This window comes from Brachyspira pilosicoli, assembly GCF_019402445.1.
Taxonomy (GTDB): Bacteria; Spirochaetota; Brachyspiria; order Brachyspirales; family Brachyspiraceae; genus Brachyspira; species Brachyspira pilosicoli_B.
The window spans coordinates 1-19,557 of sequence record NZ_SRZM01000088.1 but is presented as its reverse complement, the minus strand read 5'-3'; the positions used below and the strand labels follow the sequence as shown (position 1 = coordinate 19,557).

The window sequence follows — 19,557 nt, the reverse complement described above, 5'->3', positions numbered from 1 at the left end:
TTTATAAGTAACGGTATTTATTACTTAAATTTAAGTAAATAAAAAATTTAAAAGGTATATACAAAAATTATATTTGCATATACCTTAAAATTTTCTACTTAATTATTCTTTTTCATTAGACCAATTTTCTCTTGGTTCTTCTTTATCTTGAGGAGGCTGTTTGCCTGTATTTAAATAATCAATAGCAGATTTAAGCTGTTTATCATATTTAAGGTCAATTATCTCATTATAGTTGCCTAAATTACGTTCATTATATATTAATCTCTCAAGCAAATAATCGCTAGCAATTATATTCTGATTTTTAAGCTCCTCTTTAAATTGAGGTAAAGCATTTTTATCTGCCTCTTCTTTTGGATATTTTTTCACATATTCTGCAATCTGTCCGCCTTTTCTAAGCTCTGTTAATGCTATTACATCTGTATTACTTAATTTAGGCTCAACAACAACAAAATCTGGAGTTAATCCTTTACCATGAAGTCTTCTGCCATTAGGTGTATAATAATGTGCTACTGTAAACTTAAATGCAGTATTATCTTTTACATCTAAAGGAAGTACATACTGAACACTAAATTTACCAAATGTAGTTTCACCTAATAGTTTTGCTCTATTATTATCCTGTAAAGCTCCAGCTAAAATCTCTGATGCAGAAGCACTATATTGATTAACAAGAACTAACATATCACCATCTACCCATTGATCGCCTTTTACAGTAGCATAATAGTCTTGGTTTTCGTTTTTAGTTCTTCCTCTTGTATAAACTATCTTACCATCAGATAAGAACTCTTCTACTATATTAATAGCAGTATCTAATCTTCCGCCTGGGTTATTTCTCAAATCCAAAATAAGCTTTGTCATACCTTTCTTTTTAAGATCAACTAAAGCAGTATCTAATTCTTTTGAAGTATCATCGCCAAAGTTTGTTATTCTAATATATCCTATAGTGCTGTCTTCTAACATTTTATATTTTACACTTTTTATCTCAACTATGGCTCTAGTTAAAGTATATTCTATAGGCTCAACTACGCCCTGTCTTGCTATTTTTAATTTTACTTTAGTGCCTGCTTTACCACGCATGATATTAGCAGCATTATCTACAGACATATCTTTAGTGCTTTCACCATTTATTTCTATAATAATATCTCCAGGTAATATTCCAGCCTTTTCACCAGGACCATCTTCTATAGGAGCAACAACCAAAAGACCTCTATCTGGCTGTTTTGATATAGATAATCCAACTCCGCCGTATTTTCCAGACATCTCTGTACTAAGTGCCTCATTTAGTTTTTCATCAAGCAAAAATGTAAATGGGTCATCGGTAGCCTCAAGCATACCTTTAATAGCACCATACATAAGTTTTTTGGTAGTAACATTATTTGTATCAACAAAGTTCTGCTGTAATGTAGCAAAAACTTTTTGAAATAATCTGCTATAATAATAAAAATCATTATCCGATTGAGCCATACCTTGCTGTGCTATCGCTATTGAAGGACTCTTAAAATTAAAAAATGATATAGCTAAAACAAATATTAAAAGAAATATCCATAATGCTCGCTCTTTGTTTTTCATCATATTTTGTAACCTCTATTCTAATTAAATATAAAATGATTTATTTCTATTTTTTCTATACAATAATAATTGATATTATAACATAAATGTAAAAAAAAGAATATATATATTAATATTATTTATATATTTAAGCAAATAAAATTTATAATAAAAAATCCGATACTTAAAGTAGTATGGAAAATAAAAACCGTTTTATAATTTTTTCTACAGTTATTATTGTATTAATTATAATATCATTTTCTTCTTTAATGATAACAGCAAATGATAATATTAGTAAAGATATAAACTATGAAAAAATCAATAATACTAATCAAATCAATTATACAAGCAATAAAAAAGAAAATAAAAAAATTAGAATATTAATAGACCCAGGTCATAATGCTGCCACAAAAGGTGCTGTTGGATTTTTGGGTTATGAATATTATATGACTTTAAGGCTTGCAAAACAACTTACAGCAATACTCGATAAAGATGATAGATTTGAATACACTTTAAGCAGAACAGGTGCCTATTATGATAAACCTATAAAAGAATATATAACAAATAATTATCAAAAACTATTAGGTATATACAACACAGAATTAGAAAAAACTGAAAGAACAGGAAATTTAACAAGATATCAAACTATGGAAATATATGCTATTAGACATTATGCCATAGATAATAATTTTGATGCTTTAATAAGTTTGCATTTTGATTATATGCCATACGTAAAACTAAGAGAAAAAACAGAAGGATTTCATATTATAGTAAGTCCATATAATGGCGAGTTTCAAACTTCTATGAAAATAGCAAACAAAATATCTGAAAGAATGCAGGAAAGTTATAAAATATCTCCTGTTATAGCAACAGATAATATACTTCCAGATAATGTATGGAAATTTTATAATAAAGAAGATTTATTAAATAAAGGAATTGCTTTAAGAGGTTTAGTTCTATTGGGTGATAGTTTTGAATATGAGTACAATAAACAAACATTCAAAAAAGATATACCTTCAGTTATGGTAGAATCTGGATTTATGCATGATTGGAGACTAGGAAGCACCAAAGAATTAAGCAATATATCAGATAAAATATATAAAGCTTTAGTAGATGTATACTGCAATTAATTTTTAAAAAACATAGCAGCACAGCCTAATACACCCGCATCATTTCCTAAAGAAGCAGGTTTTATTTCAAGATTTCTTACCATCATTCTAAGACCATAATTATTAACGCCTCTTTTAATATGCTCTATCATCATATCAAAATCTTTACAAAGCCCACCGCCTATGAGGACTAAATCCAAATCAAGCATATTCAAAGCCTGTGCTATAGACATACCTAAATAATAAGAACACTCTGCAATAGTTTCTTTAGCAAGAGCATCTCCTTTTTTAGCCGCATCAAATATAGCCTTAGCTTTACCTTTTTCTAATTCTTCATAAGTTAAAGTAGTAGGAACAACATTTTTATGAATCTTTTGCTTAGCCATAGCAATAAAACCAGTAGCAGAAGCATAACGTTCTATACAACCACTTGAACCACAATTACATTTATCACCATCAGGAACTACAAATACATGTCCAATCTCACCTGCTCCACCTAAAGAACCAGTAAATAATTTTCCATTAAGTACAAATCCACCGCCTACACCAGTGCCAAGTGTAACAAACATAACGGATTTATATTCTTTATCTTTACCACTTCCATATTTAGCCTCACCTAATGCTGCCATACTTGCATCATTTGCAGTTTTTACAGGTAAGTCAAATAAATCACCTATATCAGAAAACTTAATACCATGCAAACCAGGAACATTTTCCGCTCCCCCCATATGAAGAGTTTCAGAGTTCATAACTCCAGGACAATCTAAACCAATTCCTATAGCATTATATTCTGAAGGCATATTCTCTAAAAGTTTTTTTATTATATTTGATATATTTGTCTTATGCTCTTCAGAGGTAAAATTAGCTTCTATATTGAAATTATCTTTATATAAGATATTTCCCTCTTCATTAATTATAGCACCCTTTATAGAAGTGCCTCCTATATCTAAAGCAATAACAGCATCTTTCATTATTTATATGCCTCCATAATTTTATAATCTTATTTTAGTATTAAGATAAAAAATTGTCAATGATTAATAATTAATAATAATATATCTATTTCAATTTTATGAATTATCAATTATAATAAACATAATAAATAAAAAATATTTTAAAGTATTCCTATGAAAATAAATGAATTAGTATCAATATTAGTACCTGTATATAATATAGAAAGCACTATAGAAAAAAATATAAATATATTAATAGACAAAGTTTCTCCATTTTTGATGAACTTCGAGATAATTATTTCTGATGACGGAAGTAGTGATAATTCAAAAGAAGAAATAAAAAAAATATGCTTAAACTTTCAAAATAAAAACACAAATCTAAAAAACATAATAGGAGTTTATGCAAAAGAAAATCAAGGAAAAGGGCATGCATTAAAAAGAGCGTGCGAAGTTTCTAACGGAGAATATATAATATTTTGCGATGGGGATATGGAAATAGACCCTTCACAATTAGAAAACTTTTTTAATATTATGCAAAAAGAAAATGCTGATGTTGTTATAGGCTCTAAAAGACATAAAGATTCTATAGTTAATTATTCTAATATACGCAAACTTATTTCTTTTATTTATTTTATGTTTGTAAAAATATTTTTTCATCTTCCAATACAAGACACTCAAACAGGATTAAAACTTTTTAAAAGAGATGCTATAATAAATATTTTTCCTAGAATACTAGTTAAAGCATTTGCTTATGATTTGGAAGTATTAGTTGCTTGCAATTCTAACAATAAAAAAATAGTTTCTGCTCCTGTAATAGTAAACCCAAATAGACATTTTGGTTTTATTAGATTTCCTATATTGTGGAGAACATTCATTGACACTTTAGCAATATTTTACAGACTCAATATTGTTCATTTTTATGATGATTTGTTTTCAGAATTAAAAGAAAAACCATTGGTAAGTATTATCATACCATTAAAAAAAATTAATGATTACATAAAAGAAGAAACTGAATATTTACTTGAACAAATATACACAAACTTTGAATTGATAATACTTCCAGACAAATACACAAACGAAGAAATTGATATAAAACTTTTTAAAGACAAAAGAATAAAAATAGTAGAAACAGGAGAGCTTCCTCCAGCTATAAAAAGAGCTATTGGGGTAAAAAACTCTAAAGGAAGCATATTAGCATTTTTAGATGATGATACATATCCAGAGAAAGATTGGCTTTTGAATGCATTAAGAGCAATGGAGAGTAAAAAAGTTTATGCCCTTGGAGGACCAGCTATTAACACACCAAAAGATAATTTCTCAAAACAAATTAGTGGGCTTATTTATAGTTCAACACTTATGAGCGGAAAACATAAAGCAAGATATGTACCAGATAAAGTTCAATATGTTAATGATTATCCAAGCTGTAATTTTATAATCACAAGGGAACTTTATGACAGAGCTGGAGGCTTTGACAGCGAATATTGGCCTGGTGAAGATACTATCCTTTGCAATAACATCATGAAACAAAAAGAAAAAATATTATATACACCAGAGGTATTGGTTTATCATCATAGAAGAGATTTATTTTTTGGACATTTCAAACAATTAAAAAATTATGCATGGCATAGAGGATATTTTGTAAAAAGATTCGGCGGAAACTCATTAGCTTTATCATACTTTATACCGTCAATATTCTTAATCTATACTATTTTTCTACCAATTGCATTATATTTTAATTTGCCTCAAGTTTTAAATAATTTAATACCAGCAATTAATAAAAATATATTTCTTGCTTTACTATTATTTCCACATAGTTTTTATGCATTATGTTTGATTGGAACTTGGATTAGTACACTCTCTATTACAAAAGGTTTTTGCAAAGCTATAGGAATATTTTTATCACATCTTACTTATGGACTTTTCTTTATAAAAGGTTTTGTACAAGGTTTTATTAGTAAAAAATAACTCCAATTACAGCTGCTATTAATATTATAGCTATAATAGGTATTTTTCTTCCTGCTACCCTTATTTTTTTCAAAAAGATAGATAAAGCAAATATAAATAAACCTATTGGACTTATATAATTAAAAATATTTTTTATAAATGCCACATTATTAAGTATAGACGAATCAGTTAATTTTACAAAAAAAGCATCTTTACAAAAAGTAATAACAGCAGAAACTATCAAAGCAACAGCACATACCCTAAGTCCATTCATTATACTATTAAACTGCTCATTATTTTTTAGACTATAGAAAAACTTAGATACAATCATGCATATTATAAAAGCAGGTAAAAATATCCCAAATGTAGCAACGGAAGACCCTAATACACCCGCAACTTTATAACCTACAAAAGTAGCAGCATTGATAGCTATAGGACCAGGAGTAATTTGAGATATAGCAACAAGATTAGAAAACTCGCTTGCAGTAATCCAACCATATCCTTCTAATATTCCTAAGAGCAATGCTATAATAGCATACCCACCACCATAAGTAAAAATTCCAAGCTTTGCAAATATATAAAATAATCTAAAATATATCATTATTAATTCCTAATAAACTTTTTGCTAATTAAATAATAAACCCAACCCAAAAAAGCAGAAATAAGTAAAGTATATATAACATTAAAATTAAGAAATACAACTAAAATAAAACTTAATATAAAAAGTATAGCAGTAAATTTATTTTTTAAAACACTCTTTCCCATATCATAAGCAGAAAGAAGTATTAAAGCAGCTATTGCCCCCTTTATACCTAAAAAAGCTTTATTTACATACTCTAAGTTTTGTACTCTTTCAAATATAGGAGCTATTATAAGTATAATAATAAAAGAAGGCATCATTACCCCAATACCAGCCATTATACCGCCAAAAATACCTGCTATCTTAAAACCAGTAAGAAGCGAAGTATTAACTGCTATAACACCAGGTATACTCTGTGCCAATGCAAATACATCCACTATCTCAGCCTTTGTTAAAAACTTCCTCTTATCGACAAACTCCTCTTGCATAATAGGGAGCATAGCTAATCCGCCTCCTATTGTAACAAGACCTATATAAAAAAACGAAATAAACATTGTAAGAGCAGAAATTTTATTCGGTTGTTCTTCTTTTTTTTCTTCTTCTAGCATATATAATAATCCCATTTTTTTAATATTTATTTCAATATAAGATAATATTAGTTAAATAAATTGTCAACAATAAAATATAAAGATATTTTTTATAAAAAATTAATTTTTTTTTAAACTAAAAAATAAAAAAAAGATAATAGCAATCATTAAAAATTGCCATTATCTTATAAAATTATATTTTTAATTATAAATTAATACTGAACCATCTGTTCATCAACTAATCTATTAGCAGGAACATAATCATTAACCTTTTGAGAGAAAACTAAAGTATCAGCAAATCCACCTCTTTTAACAGATAATAATAAATCATTATATTCATTAGCAGGTCTTCCCATTTTTTTAAGTGTTAAAGCTTTATAGAATATAGCATCATTAGCAAATCTTGTTCTAGGATAAGAATTGATAATGTTATCAAATAATGAAACAGCATTTTGCAATTCATTAGGGTCATTAGAATAAGTTTGATATAACATACCATTCCATAATAATGATAAAGGCTTAAACTTCTCTATTTTTGTAGAAGCTGCAACCATTTTAAATGAATCATTAGCTATAGCAATATTAGATTTATCAGATTTAGATAAGAAATAATGAACTATTCCTTTAAATTGATATAATTGACCTAAATCAACATTAGCAGGTAAATTATTGAAATCTAATCTATCTATATAATTTTTAGCTTGAACATATTCTTTATTTGCTATCATTACTCTAATTTCTTGTATTATTAAAGGGTCTGTTTTATGTGTATCTGCCCAAGGGCTATAGAAATTATTTACAGTAGCTTTTCTTGGACCAGGCATAGCATATGCATTTGGTTTTGTTGTTGTATATGTATTAGCTGGCTGCATAGGAGTTTGAGTATAAATATCATTACTCATTGTCATATCAGAATATTGATTATCTGTTAATATTCCTGTATCTTCAACTGTTGTATTATCTGTTTCTAATACTACGTTGCTTCCTGTATTTTGATTATACTCATTTTCTATTTGATTAAGATAATCATTTTGAATATTATCATCTTTTTTATTACAAGATATTATAAAAATTAAACTTAAAACTATTACTAAAGCTTTTTTCATCATTTTATGCTCCAAAAATATAATTCTGTAATATTCTCGGAAATATATAACAAAAGATTAGAATTTTAATAATACTTTTTTATATTTTAAAATTATTGTTTTTCTACAAATTACAAAATAAGCAAATTATTTTTTATTAGTTATCATTATTATTTATAGAATTTTTTATTGACTTTGCATAGACATATCATATAATGTAAAAAATATTTGGGAGCATCAAAAATGAAAAAATTTGCCTTAATTATATTTTTTATTTTTATATATACTATATCTTGTACAAAACAAAATTCAATTGTAAATGAAGCTATATCTATTAATATGGGACCAGAGCCAAAAACTTTAGACCCAACATTAAACTCATTAGGTTCTGCATCTTGTTATATACTTCATGCATTTGAAGGCTTAACTAAAATGGATTCTAATAATACTGTTCAGCCTGGTATGGCAGAAAGATGGGATATATCAGATGATGGACTTACATATACATTTCATTTAAGAACTAATGCTTTATGGTCTGACGGAACAAATGTTAAAGCTAAAGACTTTGAATATTCTTGGAAGAGAAGTGTTAATCCTAGTGTTGCTGCTGACTATGCATATATGATGGAAATAGTACAAAATGCTAAAGAAATAAATGAAGGCACTATGAACTATGATGAATTAGCAGTAAAAGCTATAGATGATTATACATTTGAAGTAACACTAGCTAATCCTTCACCATATTTCCTTGAGTTTATAGCTTCCACTGGAATATTTATGCCATTAAGAGAAGATATCATAAGTGCTTATGGAGATGAATGGACTCTAAATCCAGAAACTTATATAGTTAATGGTGCTTACACTATGACAGAAAGATTAGTAGATGAAAAAATAGTATTTTCTGCAAATAAAAATTATTATAATCCAAATGAGCAAGTTGCTAAAAAAATAAATTTCGTATTGATGAGTGAACCCAATACAGCTATGAGCGGTATTAAAAGTTCTTCTATACACTTTTCAGCATTAGAGCCGCCTTCTTCAGAAATAGCATCCCTAAAAGCGGATAATTTATTGATTGAAAATAATGCTATTGGAACTTATTTTATAGAATTAAATATTACAAATAATGCTTTAAAAGATAAGAGAGTAAGACAGGCTTTAGCTTTGGCAATAGACAGAAATTATTTAGTATTAAATGTAACTAAGGGAGGACAAACACCTGCAGGGGCATTTATACCGCCTACTATTAAAGGTTCTAATTCTACATTTAGAGTTGAAAATCAAGAATATATAAACAACAAAACTTATTTAGCAAATGTTGAAAAAGCAAAAAGATTAATGGCTGAAGCAGGTTATCCAAATGGAAAAGATTTCCCTGTTTTAGAATTAAAAGTATCTCCTGGTATTTATGTATTACTTGGTGAAACTATACAACAAATGTGGAGAGATAATTTAAATGTATATATTAAATTATTACAAGAAGAGTTCCCTGTTACATTACAAACTTTAGTGGATAAAAATTATGAAATGGCTAGAATGGGTTGGACTGGGGATTATAATGACCCTATGACTATGCTTGAAATAATGCTTAGCTATAGCGGAATTAATCATACAGGTTTTTCAAATTCTGATTACGATAATTTTATTAACATAGCAAAAACTTCTGCTGATAATGATGTTAGAATGAATGCTATGAAAGAAGCTGAGGCTATACTTATGGACGAAATGCCTATAATACCGCTTTATTATAGAACAGATTTATTTATGGTGAACCCTATATTAAAAAATGTGGTATTAAGCCCTTTAGGAAGACATAAATTTAATTATTGTTATATAGAAGTAACTAAAAAAAACAATAGATAATAATAATTTTTTAAAATATATAATATTTAAGGAAAATAATATTATGTCAGATGAATTAAAAACAAAAGCATTAGAATATCATTCAAAAGTAAGAGCTGGCAAAATAGAGGTTGTAGCAACAAAACCTTGTAAAACTGCCGATGATTTATCTTTAGCATATACTCCTGGGGTTGCTAAACCTGTACTTGAAATAGCAGAAAATCCAAACGAAGCATACAAATATACTTCAAAAGGAAACTTAGTAGCTGTTATTTCAAATGGCACTGCAATACTTGGTTTGGGTGATAGAGGTGCTTTAGCTTCAAAACCTGTTATGGAAGGAAAGGGTATATTATTTAAACGCTTTGCTGATATTGATGTTTTTGATATAGAGATAAATGAAAAGAATCCTGATAAAATCATAGAAATAGTAAAAGCATTAGAGCCAACATTTGGAGGAATCAACCTTGAAGATATAAAAGCTCCTGAATGCTTTAAAATAGAAAAAACTCTAATAGAAAAATGCGATATACCTGTATTTCATGATGACCAACATGGTACTGCTATAATATGTTCTGCTGCTTTAATTAATGCTTTAGAAATCGCAAATATAGACATAAAAAATGCTAAGATAGTATTTAACGGTGCTGGTTCTGCTGGTATTTCTTGTGCTAAAATGTTTGTAGCATTGGGAGTGCCTAGAGAAAATATTATTATGTGCGACAGTAAAGGGGTTATCACTAAAGATAGAATAGAATCTGTTACAGAAGAGAAAAGAGAGTTTGCAACAGATTTAAAAGTAAAAAATCTTGAAGAGGCTATGAAAGGGGCTAATGTATTTGCTGGGCTTTCTGTTGCTGATTGTGTTAGTGAGGATATGGTTAAATCTATGGCTAAAAACCCTATAATATTTGCTATGGCTAACCCTAACCCTGAGATACAATACGAAAAGGCGGTAGCTGTTAGAGATGATTTAATTATGGCTACAGGAAGGAGTGATTATCCTAATCAGATTAACAATGTGTTGGGTTTTCCTTTTATATTTAGGGGTGCTTTAGATGTGAAGGCAAAAGCTATATCAGAAAAAATGAAAATGGCTGCTTCATTAGCTTTGGCTGCCCTTGCTAAAGAAAAAGTACCTGAAGAGGTTTTCAAAGCTTATGGAAATAAAACTTTTGAGTTTGGTAAAAATTATATAGTACCAAAACCTTTTGACCCTAGAGTTATAGAGTGGGTATCTCCTGCTGTTGCTAAGGCTGCTTGTGATGAGGGGCTTGCTAGAGAACCTATTAATGATTTTGAAAAATACAAATCTTATCTAAAAGATAGAATGAAAAAATATTGGAATTAATAAAAATATATTTATTAATTTACAATAAATGCAAATAAAAAAAGAGAATTTATTTTTATTATAAATTCTCTTTTTTATTTCTTCCTTGATTTATTATTAATTACTTACTGTCTTTTATTGCTCTATATTTTGCTAAAAACTCATTTGATACCTTTTGTAATTCTTTTGCATATTCAATATTTAAATTCATTGAATTATTAATTATCTCAGTGTCTGGATTTTCTTTAAGCATTTCTAAACGCATTTTTGTTTTTTCTGTATTTATCTTTTGTTTTAATTCAGAAATCTTTGGCTGATATTCAGTTTTCAATTTTGTTATTTCAGCTAATTGCTCTTTAGTGAGAGAAGCAGAATTATAAATAAAATATCCATAATTATAAGTTTCACCATCACAATAATAATAATTATTATCTTTATTATAAGATGAATAATTATTATTACCCTTAGCAAAAGCTGGTACTGATAAAATTGATACGATAAAAATAATGCTTAAAAACTGTTTCATATTTATCTCCACAAATATTATTTATATATTATTAGACGAGCTATTAAATATAAAAGTTCCCTAAAAAACAAATATTATTAAGAGTTTAAAAAGTTTTTTATATATTTTGTCTGCTCATCATTTTTAAGCAAAAAAGCATCATGACCATAGTTTGATTTTAATTCATGAAACTCAGTATCAATATTAAGTTCTCTATAAGCTTTTACTATATCCTCAGACTGATAGCTCGGATAAAGCCAATCTGATACAAATGATATTACAAGAACTTTATCTATATAATGCTTCTTTATTTTTTTTATATCATCTCTCACATCAAATAAATCCATAGCCTTAGTAAGATATAAAAAACTATTAGCATCAAATCTCTCGCTAAACTTCTCTCCATTGTAATGCAAATAATTTTCTACTTCAAAAGAAGGAGTAAAATATTTTATAGCCTTTTTTCTTCTTCTTCCAAATTTTTTTCTCATATACTCTTCGCTCATATATGTGATATGACCAAGCATTCTAGCCAAAGCAAGTCCATTATCTGGAGTGGATATGCCGTAATATTTGCCTCCATACCATTCTGAATCTTCTGTGATAGCCTGTCTTGATATTTCATTAAAAGCTATTTGCATAGGTGAATGAGTCATACAGCTTGCTATAATAATTAATTTGTTCATCATGTTTGGGTATGATGCACTCCACTGTAAAACCTGCATTCCCCCCATAGAGCCGCCTACAACTGCATAAAGCTTATTTATTTTCAAATAATCTACTAATAATTTTTGAGCCTTTACAATGTCTTTCATAGTAAAACTTGGAAAATCTGTGCCATAGCATAGATGACTATTAGGCTTCTTTGATGAAGGACCAGTAGTGCCGTAGCAGCCTCCAAGCACATTTGAACATATTACAAAATATTTATCTGTATCTATAGCTTTTTTCTTGCCTACAAAATTGCTCCACCAAGTAAGAACATCACTGTCCCCTGTAAAAGCATGGCAAATTAATATGGCATTATCTTTTTTATCATTTAATTTACCGTTTGTAGTGTATGCTATTTTTAAATTATCTATGGCAGCAGAGTTTTCAAATTTAAAAGTTTTATTATAATTAAAATATTCTATCATACATAACTACCCTATTTTTTATTTATTATTTACTCGCTATAGTTAAAGCCTCGTCAAGATAATATAATATATCATCTATATGCTCTATTCCTATAGAAAGCCTTATAAAGTTTTTAGTAATACCTGCATTTATTAACTCTTCCTCAGATAATTGAGAATGCGTTGTAGAAGCAGGGTGTGCAACCAAACTCTTAACATCTCCCACATTAACAAGATGAGAAAATAATTTTATATTGTCTATAAACTTAACAGCAGCATCATATCCGCCCTTTATTCCAAATACAACCATTCCCCCAAACTTATTATCTTTCAAATATTTTTTAGCTATATTGTAAGAAGCATCATTTTTAAGTCCAGGATACCTCACCCACTCAACCCTATCATCTTTCTCTAAAAACTCAGCAACATTCATAGCATTAAATGAATGCCTATCCATTCTCAAAGGCAATGACTCCATTCCTTGTATAAATACCCAAGAATTATCAGGAGACAAACAAGCCCCTAAGTTTCTTAAAGGCACAGTTCTAAATCTCATAGTAAAGGCAATATCTCTTAACTCTTCAGGTAAATCATAAGCCCATTTTAAACCATGATAATTCGCATCAGGCTGAGTAAATAATGTAAACTTATCATCTTTCCAATTAAAACTACCCGCATCAGTAACTGCCCCTCCAACACTGCTTCCATGTCCACCAATCCATTTAGTGAGAGAGTTAATTACTATATCAGCTCCATGATTTATTGTTTGAAGCAAATAAGGTGTTGTAAAAGTACCGTCTACTATTAATGGTATATTGTTGTTATGTGCTATTTTTGCCACTTCTTCTATATCTGTAAAATCTAATGAAGGGTTTGATATTGTTTCTATATATATTGCCTTTGTATTTTTAGTAATTGCCTTTTCAAAGTTTTTTGGGTCTTTTGCATCAACAAAGTTTGTGTTAATACCAAATTTTGGAAGTATGGCAGCAAATTGTGAATATGTGCCTCCATATAAACTATAAGATGATAATATCTCATCGCCTGCCTCGCATATAGTAATCATAGTATTGAATATAGCACTTGTTCCAGAAGATACTGCTATAGAAGATTTACCGTTTTCCATTGCTGTAATTCTTTTTTCTAATACGTCTGTAGTAGGGTCTCCTAATCTTGTGTAAATATAGCCTAACTCTTTTAAATCAAATAAGTCAGCAGCATGTTTAGAGTTTTTAAACATATAAGATGTTGTTTTATATATAGGTACACCTCTGCTTCCAAACACATCATTATTCTCTTGTCCTGCATGAACAGATAAAGTTTCAAATTTTAATTGTCTTGACATATAAACTCCTAAATATTTTGTTGTAATTTAAAAATAAAAAAGCCGCCAAAAAATTTGACGGCTGTAATTTTACAAAATTAATATTATTATGCAGCCGTAATTATTTTTTGCATTTGCATGAGGCAAAGCATGTTTATAATAACTGCATTATTCATAAATATTTTACATTTCCTTAAAATTTTATATTTTAATAATATGTTATATATAAAAAATATACTATTGTCAATAGTAATTATTAAAACTTTTATAAAATTATTTATATATTTTTTAAAAGCTTAATAATAGTATTGAAATTGGTATATGCTTGATATATAATATAGTGAACAATAAAATAAAAGGTATTATAAAAATGAATATTTTAAGAAAAATGATATTTATTTTTGGATTGTTATTGGCTTTAATCTCAATAGGTACAATAACAAGTTATGAAAAAAATCAAAAAGATAAAGTTATAGGAAAAGACTATTAATTATATGTTCAAATATAAAATTATTTCATTACTATTTTTATTAACATTATTTAATTCTAATTTATATAGTGTAAAAGTAACTGTGCTTCCATTTTTAAGCAAAGATAAAGAATGGGTAGAAAAATATATGGTTGATGATGGTATGCCTAGAGCTTTTGAAATATCTTTGAAAAATACACATATGTTTGATGTAAGCGATTATGATTTGCTTATTTCATATTTTGCATCTTATGATAATGTTATGGATTATAAAGCTTTATCTACAAATATAACTGTAGCTAGTGATTTCATTAAAGGTACTTTTGAATCTGATTATTTAATTAGTGGTGAAGTTCTTGATTTTAATCTTAAACAAGGTGGAAAAGATACGGCTAATGTAGAGTTTAAGGTTAATCTTATAGATATAAATACTGAAAAAATAGTTAAAACTTTTACTAATTCTGCTAGTTATGTGCTTCCTGGAAATAGTGTTGTATATAATTCTGAAGATGCTTTATTTTATGAAAGTGCATTAGGTTGGGCTAGTATTTTAGCTTTTAATAATATAGCTAATGAAATATCAGAATTCTTGCAAATTCCGCCTTTAATTGGAACTGTAACTAGAATAGAAGATAATAAAATATTTATAAACTTAGGAAAAAGAAATAATATAAAAATAGGAGATGAGTTTGGAATATATAGTGTAGAAAAATATTTAGACTTACCTCCTAATAATGAATATCTCATAAATAAAATTAATGAAAGAAAACAAAGCTCTCTAACTAATGGAATATTAACAAATAATATAGACCCAAATAATTTTGTAGTGCATAATAATACTAATTCATATATTACAACAAATACTAACTCTCAAGTATTAATTAATAATACTACTAATCAAAAAAGCAATATATCTAAACAATATAATAATAATACAATTAATAATAATAATTCTTCTTCTGTTTATAAACAAACAAGAGAAAATGCTAATGGAGATTTTTGGTATACAAGCGAAATGCTTTATATATATAGATTTTATAAAACTAAAAAAACATTAGTAACAAAAGCTAAGGTAATAGAATTATATGATAATTATGCTATATTAGAAAATAAAAGCAATGCAAAAATTGATTTGCTTATGGAAGTAAGAATTAATAATGAAGAAAAGGATAAGAACTTATGATAATAAAACAGAATGTTATTTTCAATAAAACAGACAAAAAAGACTATTATATTTATATAGATAAAAAAAATAATAGAGGCATATTTACCCCATATTTCAAAGGTTCTTATAATAGTTTCTTCTATGATTTTAGTCTTGATAAATGCAGAATATTCCATAAAAATGCAAAATCATATTCTATATTAGATTTATCTTTAGATGGTAAAAAAATAATAACTATATCTGTGGATAATACTAATAGTTCAAATAATACATTAAAAATTATAGAGATAGGTACTAATAAAGTATTTTTAGAATTATCTGGAATGTATGTTTATGAAGCATATTTCACTGCTAACCCTAAATTAATAATATGCAGAGCTAAAGAATTTAATAGAACTAATGTTTTTTTATATAACATAGAAGATAAAAAAATAGTATATAGCTTAAAAGAAAATACATTTATATCTGATGGAGCTTTTGATGAAAAAAGAGTAATGTTCACATATCCATCTGCTATAAATAATAAAATATTATATCAAGTGAATGTACTTACTTTAAATGATGGTAAAATACAGTTAGAAAACCCAAATATGAAAATAAGCAGTGTATATTCTGTTGGAAAAGACTTTGTATTAATGGAATCAAATAAATCAATAGCATTCTATAGTAATAAAAAAATTGTATGGAAAGTAGAATTGGCATCTGTATTTAGCTGTGAATATGATGGCGGAATATTTTATTTAGATAAAAAAATATATTTTGACAATCCTGCAATATCAAAAGATAATATGGAAAACGATAAGAATCTTAAAGAAAGTATGATACTTTATCGAATTGATATAGACACTGGTAATATAGAATATTTGCTACTTCCTGTGAACATAAAATATAAAAGATTTACTACTATGTTTGGAACTAAAATTATAGATACTACTGGAAATATATTAGATATAAGAAGCGGAAAAACATTAACTTTCCCACTAAAATTATATAAATAATTGTAAATATTTATATTTTTATTATATTTGTATAGTATGTATAATTTTTTTATATTTAAATAAATTAATAGGAGTTTTAATTTGTATAAATACATAATATTACTTTTAACAATATCTATTATATTTATATCTTGTAATGGTAAAGAGATAAATAACATAATAGTACAAACAAATAAAGCTAATATATCAAATAATAATATAGATGATATAAAAGTATCTACATCAAAACTAACATCAAAAGAATATGATGTGTTAATAAATAAAGGTACAGAGTTTCCATTTACAGGGGATCTTTTAGATGTAAAATCTGATGGAGTATATACTTGTAAACTATGCGGTAATTTACTATTTAAATCTGATGCTAAGTTTAATTCTGGTACAGGATGGCCTAGTTTTGATGATGCGGTTGCAGAAAACATAAAATTAGTAAAAGACGGATGCAGAGTAGAAGTAACTTGTGCAAAATGCGGAGGTCATTTAGGACATGTATTTTACAATGAAGGCTTTACTGATAAACAAACTAGATATTGTATTAATTCTGTATCTTTAAATTTTGTTAATAAAGCAGAATTTGAAGAAACTAATGATAGTACAAACAAATAATGAGGTAAAAACTATATATGAAAAAAATTGCATTAATAGCAGCTATTTCTATATTTTCTTTAATATCATGTAATGAAAAATTAAATAGCGAATCTTCGAATATTAAAGAATCTTCAAGTATTAAAGAAAATAAGGAGGAAATAAAAATGATTCCAGACAATGCCAAATACGCATATTTTTCTTCTGGCTGTTTTTGGGGAACTGAATATTGGTTTGAAAAAGGCAAAGGGGTATATGAAGTTGTAAGCGGATATGCAGGAGGACATAAAATAAACCCAACATATCAAGAAGTTTGCACAGGTCTTACAGGACATTTAGAAACAGTACGAGTTGCATATAACCCAGATGAAACTACTTATGAAGAGCTAGTTAAATTATTCTTTGAAACTCATGACTTTACTCAAAAAAATGGTCAAGGTCCTGACATAGGTTCACAATATTTATCAGCTATTTTTTATCAAACAGAAGAAGAAAAAGAAATAGCTCAAAAATACATAAATATGCTCACAGAAAAAAATTATGATGTGGCAACAACTTTAAGAGAGTATAAAAACTTCTATCCAGCAGAAGCTTATCATCAAAACTATTATGAGAGAAAAGGCTCTATACCTTATTGCCATTTCTATAACAAAATATTTTAAGTTTGTTTAAAAATTGAATTTATAAATATATTTATATTGTTTTAATTTAATAATTTATATTACATATAAAATAGTATTATTCTCTTAACTTACACTTTAGCTAAACGTAAGAGAAGAACTTAAATATTTGCACTTTCGTGAAGCGTGCCCGAATGGCTAAAACTTTGACAAAGTCTACACCTCAAGCCATTGGAAAAGTTGAACAAAATTAAAAATATTTTTAATTAAAATAATGCTAAAAAATTACTAAAGCCTTTTTTTATTAAACCGAAACTTAACATAAGTATTATTTTATTAGGATTATAATTATGAGTATGTTTGCAGATACAACATATGCAAAAACTATGACTATTGCTAAAAAGCTATTAAATGTTTATGGGCTTAGAGCAGAAGTAATAGCAGATAATATAGCCAATGTTTCTACACCAAATTTCAAAAGAAGCGATGTTACTTTTGAATATCAATTAGCAAGAGCTTTAGACAGTGAGAAATATGACGGCATGGAAGCAAAAAGAACAGACCCAAGACATTTTCCTTTTAATATGCCTATGAATTATAGTGAAGTATCTCCTACAATTACAGTAGATTATGATACCAACTACAGAAACGATAAAAACAATGTTGATATAGATAAAGAAATGGCTGAGGAAGCTAAAAATACTTTACGCTATCAAATGTTTTCTCAAATAGTAAATGCTCAATATAGAGATATTAGAAGAATGATAGGCAATGCTTAAGTATTGTTAATCATTTTAAGGAGTGAGTAAATGGGAATATTTTCGATAATTAATACATCTGGAAGCGGTTTAACTGCACAAAGAACAAGACTTGATGTAATAGCAGACAACATAGCTAATGTTAATACAACACGCACTACAGAGGGCGGAGCTTTTAGAAGAAGCAGAGTAGTATTTAAGCCAAGAGATGACGGCAATAAATATAGAAGTCCTTTTTTACCAGAAGCTTTGCAGCCTAATGTTGGTACAGGTGTAAGAGTATTCAGCATAGAGAAAGATATGGAAACTGCAACAAGATTTGTTTATGACCCTTCACACCCTGATGCTATAAAATATGGTGAGAAGGCTGGATATGTAGAGATGCCAAATGTTAATCCTGTTACAGAGATGGTTGATATGATGGAAGCTTCTAGGGCTTATGAGGCTAACTCTACTATGATTCAATCGGCTAAAACTATGTTTGGAAGTGCTTTGAATATTATTAGATATTAATTATATATAAGGATATTTTTATGGATATTAACAGTGTAATGAGTGCTTATTCTAAAACAGGAAATGTTGGTGATAATTATGGATTTGTATTAAAGACTACAGACCCTCGTCATTATGGACCAGCTCAAATGTTGAGAAGAAGTTCTAACAATGATTTAATAAGTAATTTCGGCACTATGCTTAGCGATGCAATAGAATCTGTTAATCAGAAGCAAGTTGATAAAGATAATATTATAGTTCAGGCTGGAATTAGACCTGATCAAGTTGATGTTTCTGATGTAATGAACGCTATTGCTGAGGCTGAATTATCACTCAGTTTCACTAAAGCTGTAGTTGATAGAGCTGTAAGAGCTTATCAGGAAGTAACTTCATATAGATAATAAATGATTTTTTAATTAAACAAATAATGGAAAAAAAGTTCTCCTTCAAAAAAGAGTTATTAAGGGCAAGCGTTTATGGTTTAATCGCCATAGCGTTTGCCAACTTAATATTTTTATCTATTTATAACAATAATAAAATATATATTACTATAACTT

Annotated in this window: 19 protein-coding genes; 11 read left to right on the top strand and 8 right to left on the bottom strand. The window is 27.7% G+C overall.

The annotated features are described in order from the left end of the window. Nucleotides 1-102: 102 nt before the first annotated feature. Entirely contained in the window at nucleotides 103-1,569 is a 1,467-nt protein-coding gene (locus E6A48_RS03580; RefSeq protein WP_219708634.1) for a S41 family peptidase, read from the bottom strand. A gap of 170 nt (nucleotides 1,570-1,739) precedes the next feature. Between E6A48_RS03580 and E6A48_RS03575 the strand changes: the two genes are divergently transcribed. Then, nucleotides 1,740-2,675: an N-acetylmuramoyl-L-alanine amidase family protein gene (locus E6A48_RS03575; protein WP_219708633.1), complete on the top strand. Its 936-nt coding sequence runs from the start codon at nucleotides 1,740-1,742 to the stop codon at nucleotides 2,673-2,675. Here the strand turns inward: E6A48_RS03575 and E6A48_RS03570 are convergent. Beyond that, nucleotides 2,672-3,625: an ROK family protein gene (locus E6A48_RS03570; protein WP_219708631.1), complete on the bottom strand. Its 954-nt coding sequence runs from the start codon at nucleotides 3,623-3,625 to the stop codon at nucleotides 2,672-2,674. The two genes, E6A48_RS03575 and E6A48_RS03570, sit on opposite strands and share 4 nt — an antisense overlap. Before the next feature lie 153 nt (nucleotides 3,626-3,778). Between E6A48_RS03570 and E6A48_RS03565 the strand changes: the two genes are divergently transcribed. Continuing rightward, the gene (locus tag E6A48_RS03565; RefSeq protein ID WP_219708630.1) at nucleotides 3,779-5,569 is read left to right on the top strand and encodes a glycosyltransferase; all 1,791 of its coding nucleotides are present in this window, start codon (nucleotides 3,779-3,781) and stop codon (nucleotides 5,567-5,569) included. On the opposite strand, the gene E6A48_RS03560 is transcribed toward E6A48_RS03565, so the two are convergent. The 3 genes from E6A48_RS03560 to E6A48_RS03550 form a co-directional block, all read right to left on the bottom strand. Then, nucleotides 5,556-6,149, bottom strand: coding sequence for a chromate transporter (locus E6A48_RS03560; protein WP_219708629.1), 594 nt, complete (start codon nucleotides 6,147-6,149; stop codon nucleotides 5,556-5,558). The genes E6A48_RS03565 and E6A48_RS03560 overlap by 14 nt on opposite strands. Nucleotides 6,150-6,151: 2 nt before the next feature. Continuing rightward, nucleotides 6,152-6,736, bottom strand: a complete 585-nt coding sequence (locus tag E6A48_RS03555) for a chromate transporter (RefSeq protein ID WP_219708628.1) — start codon at nucleotides 6,734-6,736, stop codon at nucleotides 6,152-6,154. Nucleotides 6,737-6,927: 191 nt separating this feature from the next. Continuing rightward, nucleotides 6,928-7,824, bottom strand: a complete 897-nt coding sequence (locus E6A48_RS03550) for a tetratricopeptide repeat protein (protein WP_219708627.1) — start codon at nucleotides 7,822-7,824, stop codon at nucleotides 6,928-6,930. Between the two features lie 219 nt (nucleotides 7,825-8,043). Between E6A48_RS03550 and E6A48_RS03545 the strand changes: the two genes are divergently transcribed. Beyond that, nucleotides 8,044-9,663 carry a peptide ABC transporter substrate-binding protein gene (locus E6A48_RS03545; protein WP_219708626.1) on the top strand — a complete coding sequence of 540 codons (1,620 nt, stop codon included), beginning with the start codon at nucleotides 8,044-8,046 and terminating at the stop codon, nucleotides 9,661-9,663. Between the two features lie 43 nt (nucleotides 9,664-9,706). Continuing rightward, nucleotides 9,707-10,993, top strand: a complete 1,287-nt coding sequence (locus E6A48_RS03540; RefSeq protein WP_219708624.1) for a malic enzyme-like NAD(P)-binding protein — start codon at nucleotides 9,707-9,709, stop codon at nucleotides 10,991-10,993. A gap of 100 nt (nucleotides 10,994-11,093) precedes the next feature. Here the strand turns inward: E6A48_RS03540 and E6A48_RS03535 are convergent, their stop codons facing one another. From E6A48_RS03535 to E6A48_RS03525, 3 genes are all read right to left on the bottom strand, one after another. Further along, the gene (locus E6A48_RS03535; protein ID WP_219708623.1) at nucleotides 11,094-11,498 is read right to left on the bottom strand and encodes a hypothetical protein; all 405 of its coding nucleotides are present in this window, start codon (nucleotides 11,496-11,498) and stop codon (nucleotides 11,094-11,096) included. Between the two features lie 77 nt (nucleotides 11,499-11,575). After that, nucleotides 11,576-12,613: a homoserine O-acetyltransferase MetX gene (metX, locus tag E6A48_RS03530; protein ID WP_219708622.1), complete on the bottom strand. Its 1,038-nt coding sequence runs from the start codon at nucleotides 12,611-12,613 to the stop codon at nucleotides 11,576-11,578. A 25-nt stretch (nucleotides 12,614-12,638) separates the two neighbouring features. Continuing rightward, nucleotides 12,639-13,937, bottom strand: a complete 1,299-nt coding sequence (locus E6A48_RS03525) for an O-acetylhomoserine aminocarboxypropyltransferase/cysteine synthase family protein (protein ID WP_219708621.1) — start codon at nucleotides 13,935-13,937, stop codon at nucleotides 12,639-12,641. A 473-nt stretch (nucleotides 13,938-14,410) separates the two neighbouring features. Between E6A48_RS03525 and E6A48_RS03520 the strand changes: the two genes are divergently transcribed. The 7 genes from E6A48_RS03520 to fliE all read left to right on the top strand — a co-directional run bounded on the left by E6A48_RS03520 (nucleotide 14,411) and on the right by fliE (nucleotide 19,401). Further along, nucleotides 14,411-15,568 carry a hypothetical protein gene (locus tag E6A48_RS03520; RefSeq protein WP_219708620.1) on the top strand — a complete coding sequence of 386 codons (1,158 nt, stop codon included), beginning with the start codon at nucleotides 14,411-14,413 and terminating at the stop codon, nucleotides 15,566-15,568. Then, nucleotides 15,565-16,548 (top strand): hypothetical protein, encoded by a 984-nt coding sequence (locus E6A48_RS03515; RefSeq protein WP_219708619.1) that lies wholly within the window; start codon nucleotides 15,565-15,567, stop codon nucleotides 16,546-16,548. Before E6A48_RS03520 ends, E6A48_RS03515 begins: the two co-directional genes overlap by 4 nt. Before the next feature lie 81 nt (nucleotides 16,549-16,629). Then, nucleotides 16,630-17,151 carry a peptide-methionine (R)-S-oxide reductase MsrB gene (msrB, locus tag E6A48_RS03510; RefSeq protein WP_219708618.1) on the top strand — a complete coding sequence of 174 codons (522 nt, stop codon included), beginning with the start codon at nucleotides 16,630-16,632 and terminating at the stop codon, nucleotides 17,149-17,151. A 17-nt stretch (nucleotides 17,152-17,168) separates the two neighbouring features. Next, a complete protein-coding gene (msrA, locus tag E6A48_RS03505; RefSeq protein WP_219708617.1) occupies nucleotides 17,169-17,792 on the top strand; it encodes a peptide-methionine (S)-S-oxide reductase MsrA in 624 nt (207 codons plus the stop codon). A gap of 308 nt (nucleotides 17,793-18,100) precedes the next feature. Then, nucleotides 18,101-18,529: a flagellar basal body rod protein FlgB gene (gene flgB, locus E6A48_RS03500; protein WP_219708616.1), complete on the top strand. Its 429-nt coding sequence runs from the start codon at nucleotides 18,101-18,103 to the stop codon at nucleotides 18,527-18,529. 30 nt (nucleotides 18,530-18,559) lie between these two features. Continuing rightward, on the top strand, nucleotides 18,560-19,021 hold the full coding sequence (gene flgC / locus E6A48_RS03495) for a flagellar basal body rod protein FlgC (RefSeq protein ID WP_013244300.1): 462 nt from the start codon (nucleotides 18,560-18,562) through the stop codon (nucleotides 19,019-19,021). 20 nt (nucleotides 19,022-19,041) lie between these two features. Then, nucleotides 19,042-19,401 carry a flagellar hook-basal body complex protein FliE gene (fliE, locus tag E6A48_RS03490; protein WP_013244301.1) on the top strand — a complete coding sequence of 120 codons (360 nt, stop codon included), beginning with the start codon at nucleotides 19,042-19,044 and terminating at the stop codon, nucleotides 19,399-19,401. The last annotated feature ends 156 nt before the right edge of the window (nucleotides 19,402-19,557 follow it).

Coding starts and splice junctions, on each gene's coding strand:
- E6A48_RS03515 (WP_219708619.1), top strand. CDS start 15,565: ATGATAATAAAACAGAATGTTATTTTCAATAAAACAGACAAAAAAGAC.
- E6A48_RS03525 (WP_219708621.1), bottom strand. CDS start 13,937: ATGTCAAGACAATTAAAATTTGAAACTTTATCTGTTCATGCAGGACAA.
- E6A48_RS03555 (WP_219708628.1), bottom strand. CDS start 6,736: ATGCTAGAAGAAGAAAAAAAAGAAGAACAACCGAATAAAATTTCTGCT.
- fliE (WP_013244301.1), top strand. CDS start 19,042: ATGGATATTAACAGTGTAATGAGTGCTTATTCTAAAACAGGAAATGTT.
- msrA (WP_219708617.1), top strand. CDS start 17,169: ATGAAAAAAATTGCATTAATAGCAGCTATTTCTATATTTTCTTTAATA.
- E6A48_RS03550 (WP_219708627.1), bottom strand. CDS start 7,824: ATGATGAAAAAAGCTTTAGTAATAGTTTTAAGTTTAATTTTTATAATA.
- E6A48_RS03540 (WP_219708624.1), top strand. CDS start 9,707: ATGTCAGATGAATTAAAAACAAAAGCATTAGAATATCATTCAAAAGTA.
- metX (WP_219708622.1), bottom strand. CDS start 12,613: ATGATAGAATATTTTAATTATAATAAAACTTTTAAATTTGAAAACTCT.
- flgC (WP_013244300.1), top strand. CDS start 18,560: ATGGGAATATTTTCGATAATTAATACATCTGGAAGCGGTTTAACTGCA.
- E6A48_RS03545 (WP_219708626.1), top strand. CDS start 8,044: ATGAAAAAATTTGCCTTAATTATATTTTTTATTTTTATATATACTATA.
- E6A48_RS03535 (WP_219708623.1), bottom strand. CDS start 11,498: ATGAAACAGTTTTTAAGCATTATTTTTATCGTATCAATTTTATCAGTA.
- E6A48_RS03565 (WP_219708630.1), top strand. CDS start 3,779: ATGAAAATAAATGAATTAGTATCAATATTAGTACCTGTATATAATATA.
- E6A48_RS03575 (WP_219708633.1), top strand. CDS start 1,740: ATGGAAAATAAAAACCGTTTTATAATTTTTTCTACAGTTATTATTGTA.
- E6A48_RS03570 (WP_219708631.1), bottom strand. CDS start 3,625: ATGAAAGATGCTGTTATTGCTTTAGATATAGGAGGCACTTCTATAAAG.
- E6A48_RS03520 (WP_219708620.1), top strand. CDS start 14,411: ATGTTCAAATATAAAATTATTTCATTACTATTTTTATTAACATTATTT.
- flgB (WP_219708616.1), top strand. CDS start 18,101: ATGAGTATGTTTGCAGATACAACATATGCAAAAACTATGACTATTGCT.
- E6A48_RS03560 (WP_219708629.1), bottom strand. CDS start 6,149: ATGATATATTTTAGATTATTTTATATATTTGCAAAGCTTGGAATTTTT.
- E6A48_RS03580 (WP_219708634.1), bottom strand. CDS start 1,569: ATGATGAAAAACAAAGAGCGAGCATTATGGATATTTCTTTTAATATTT.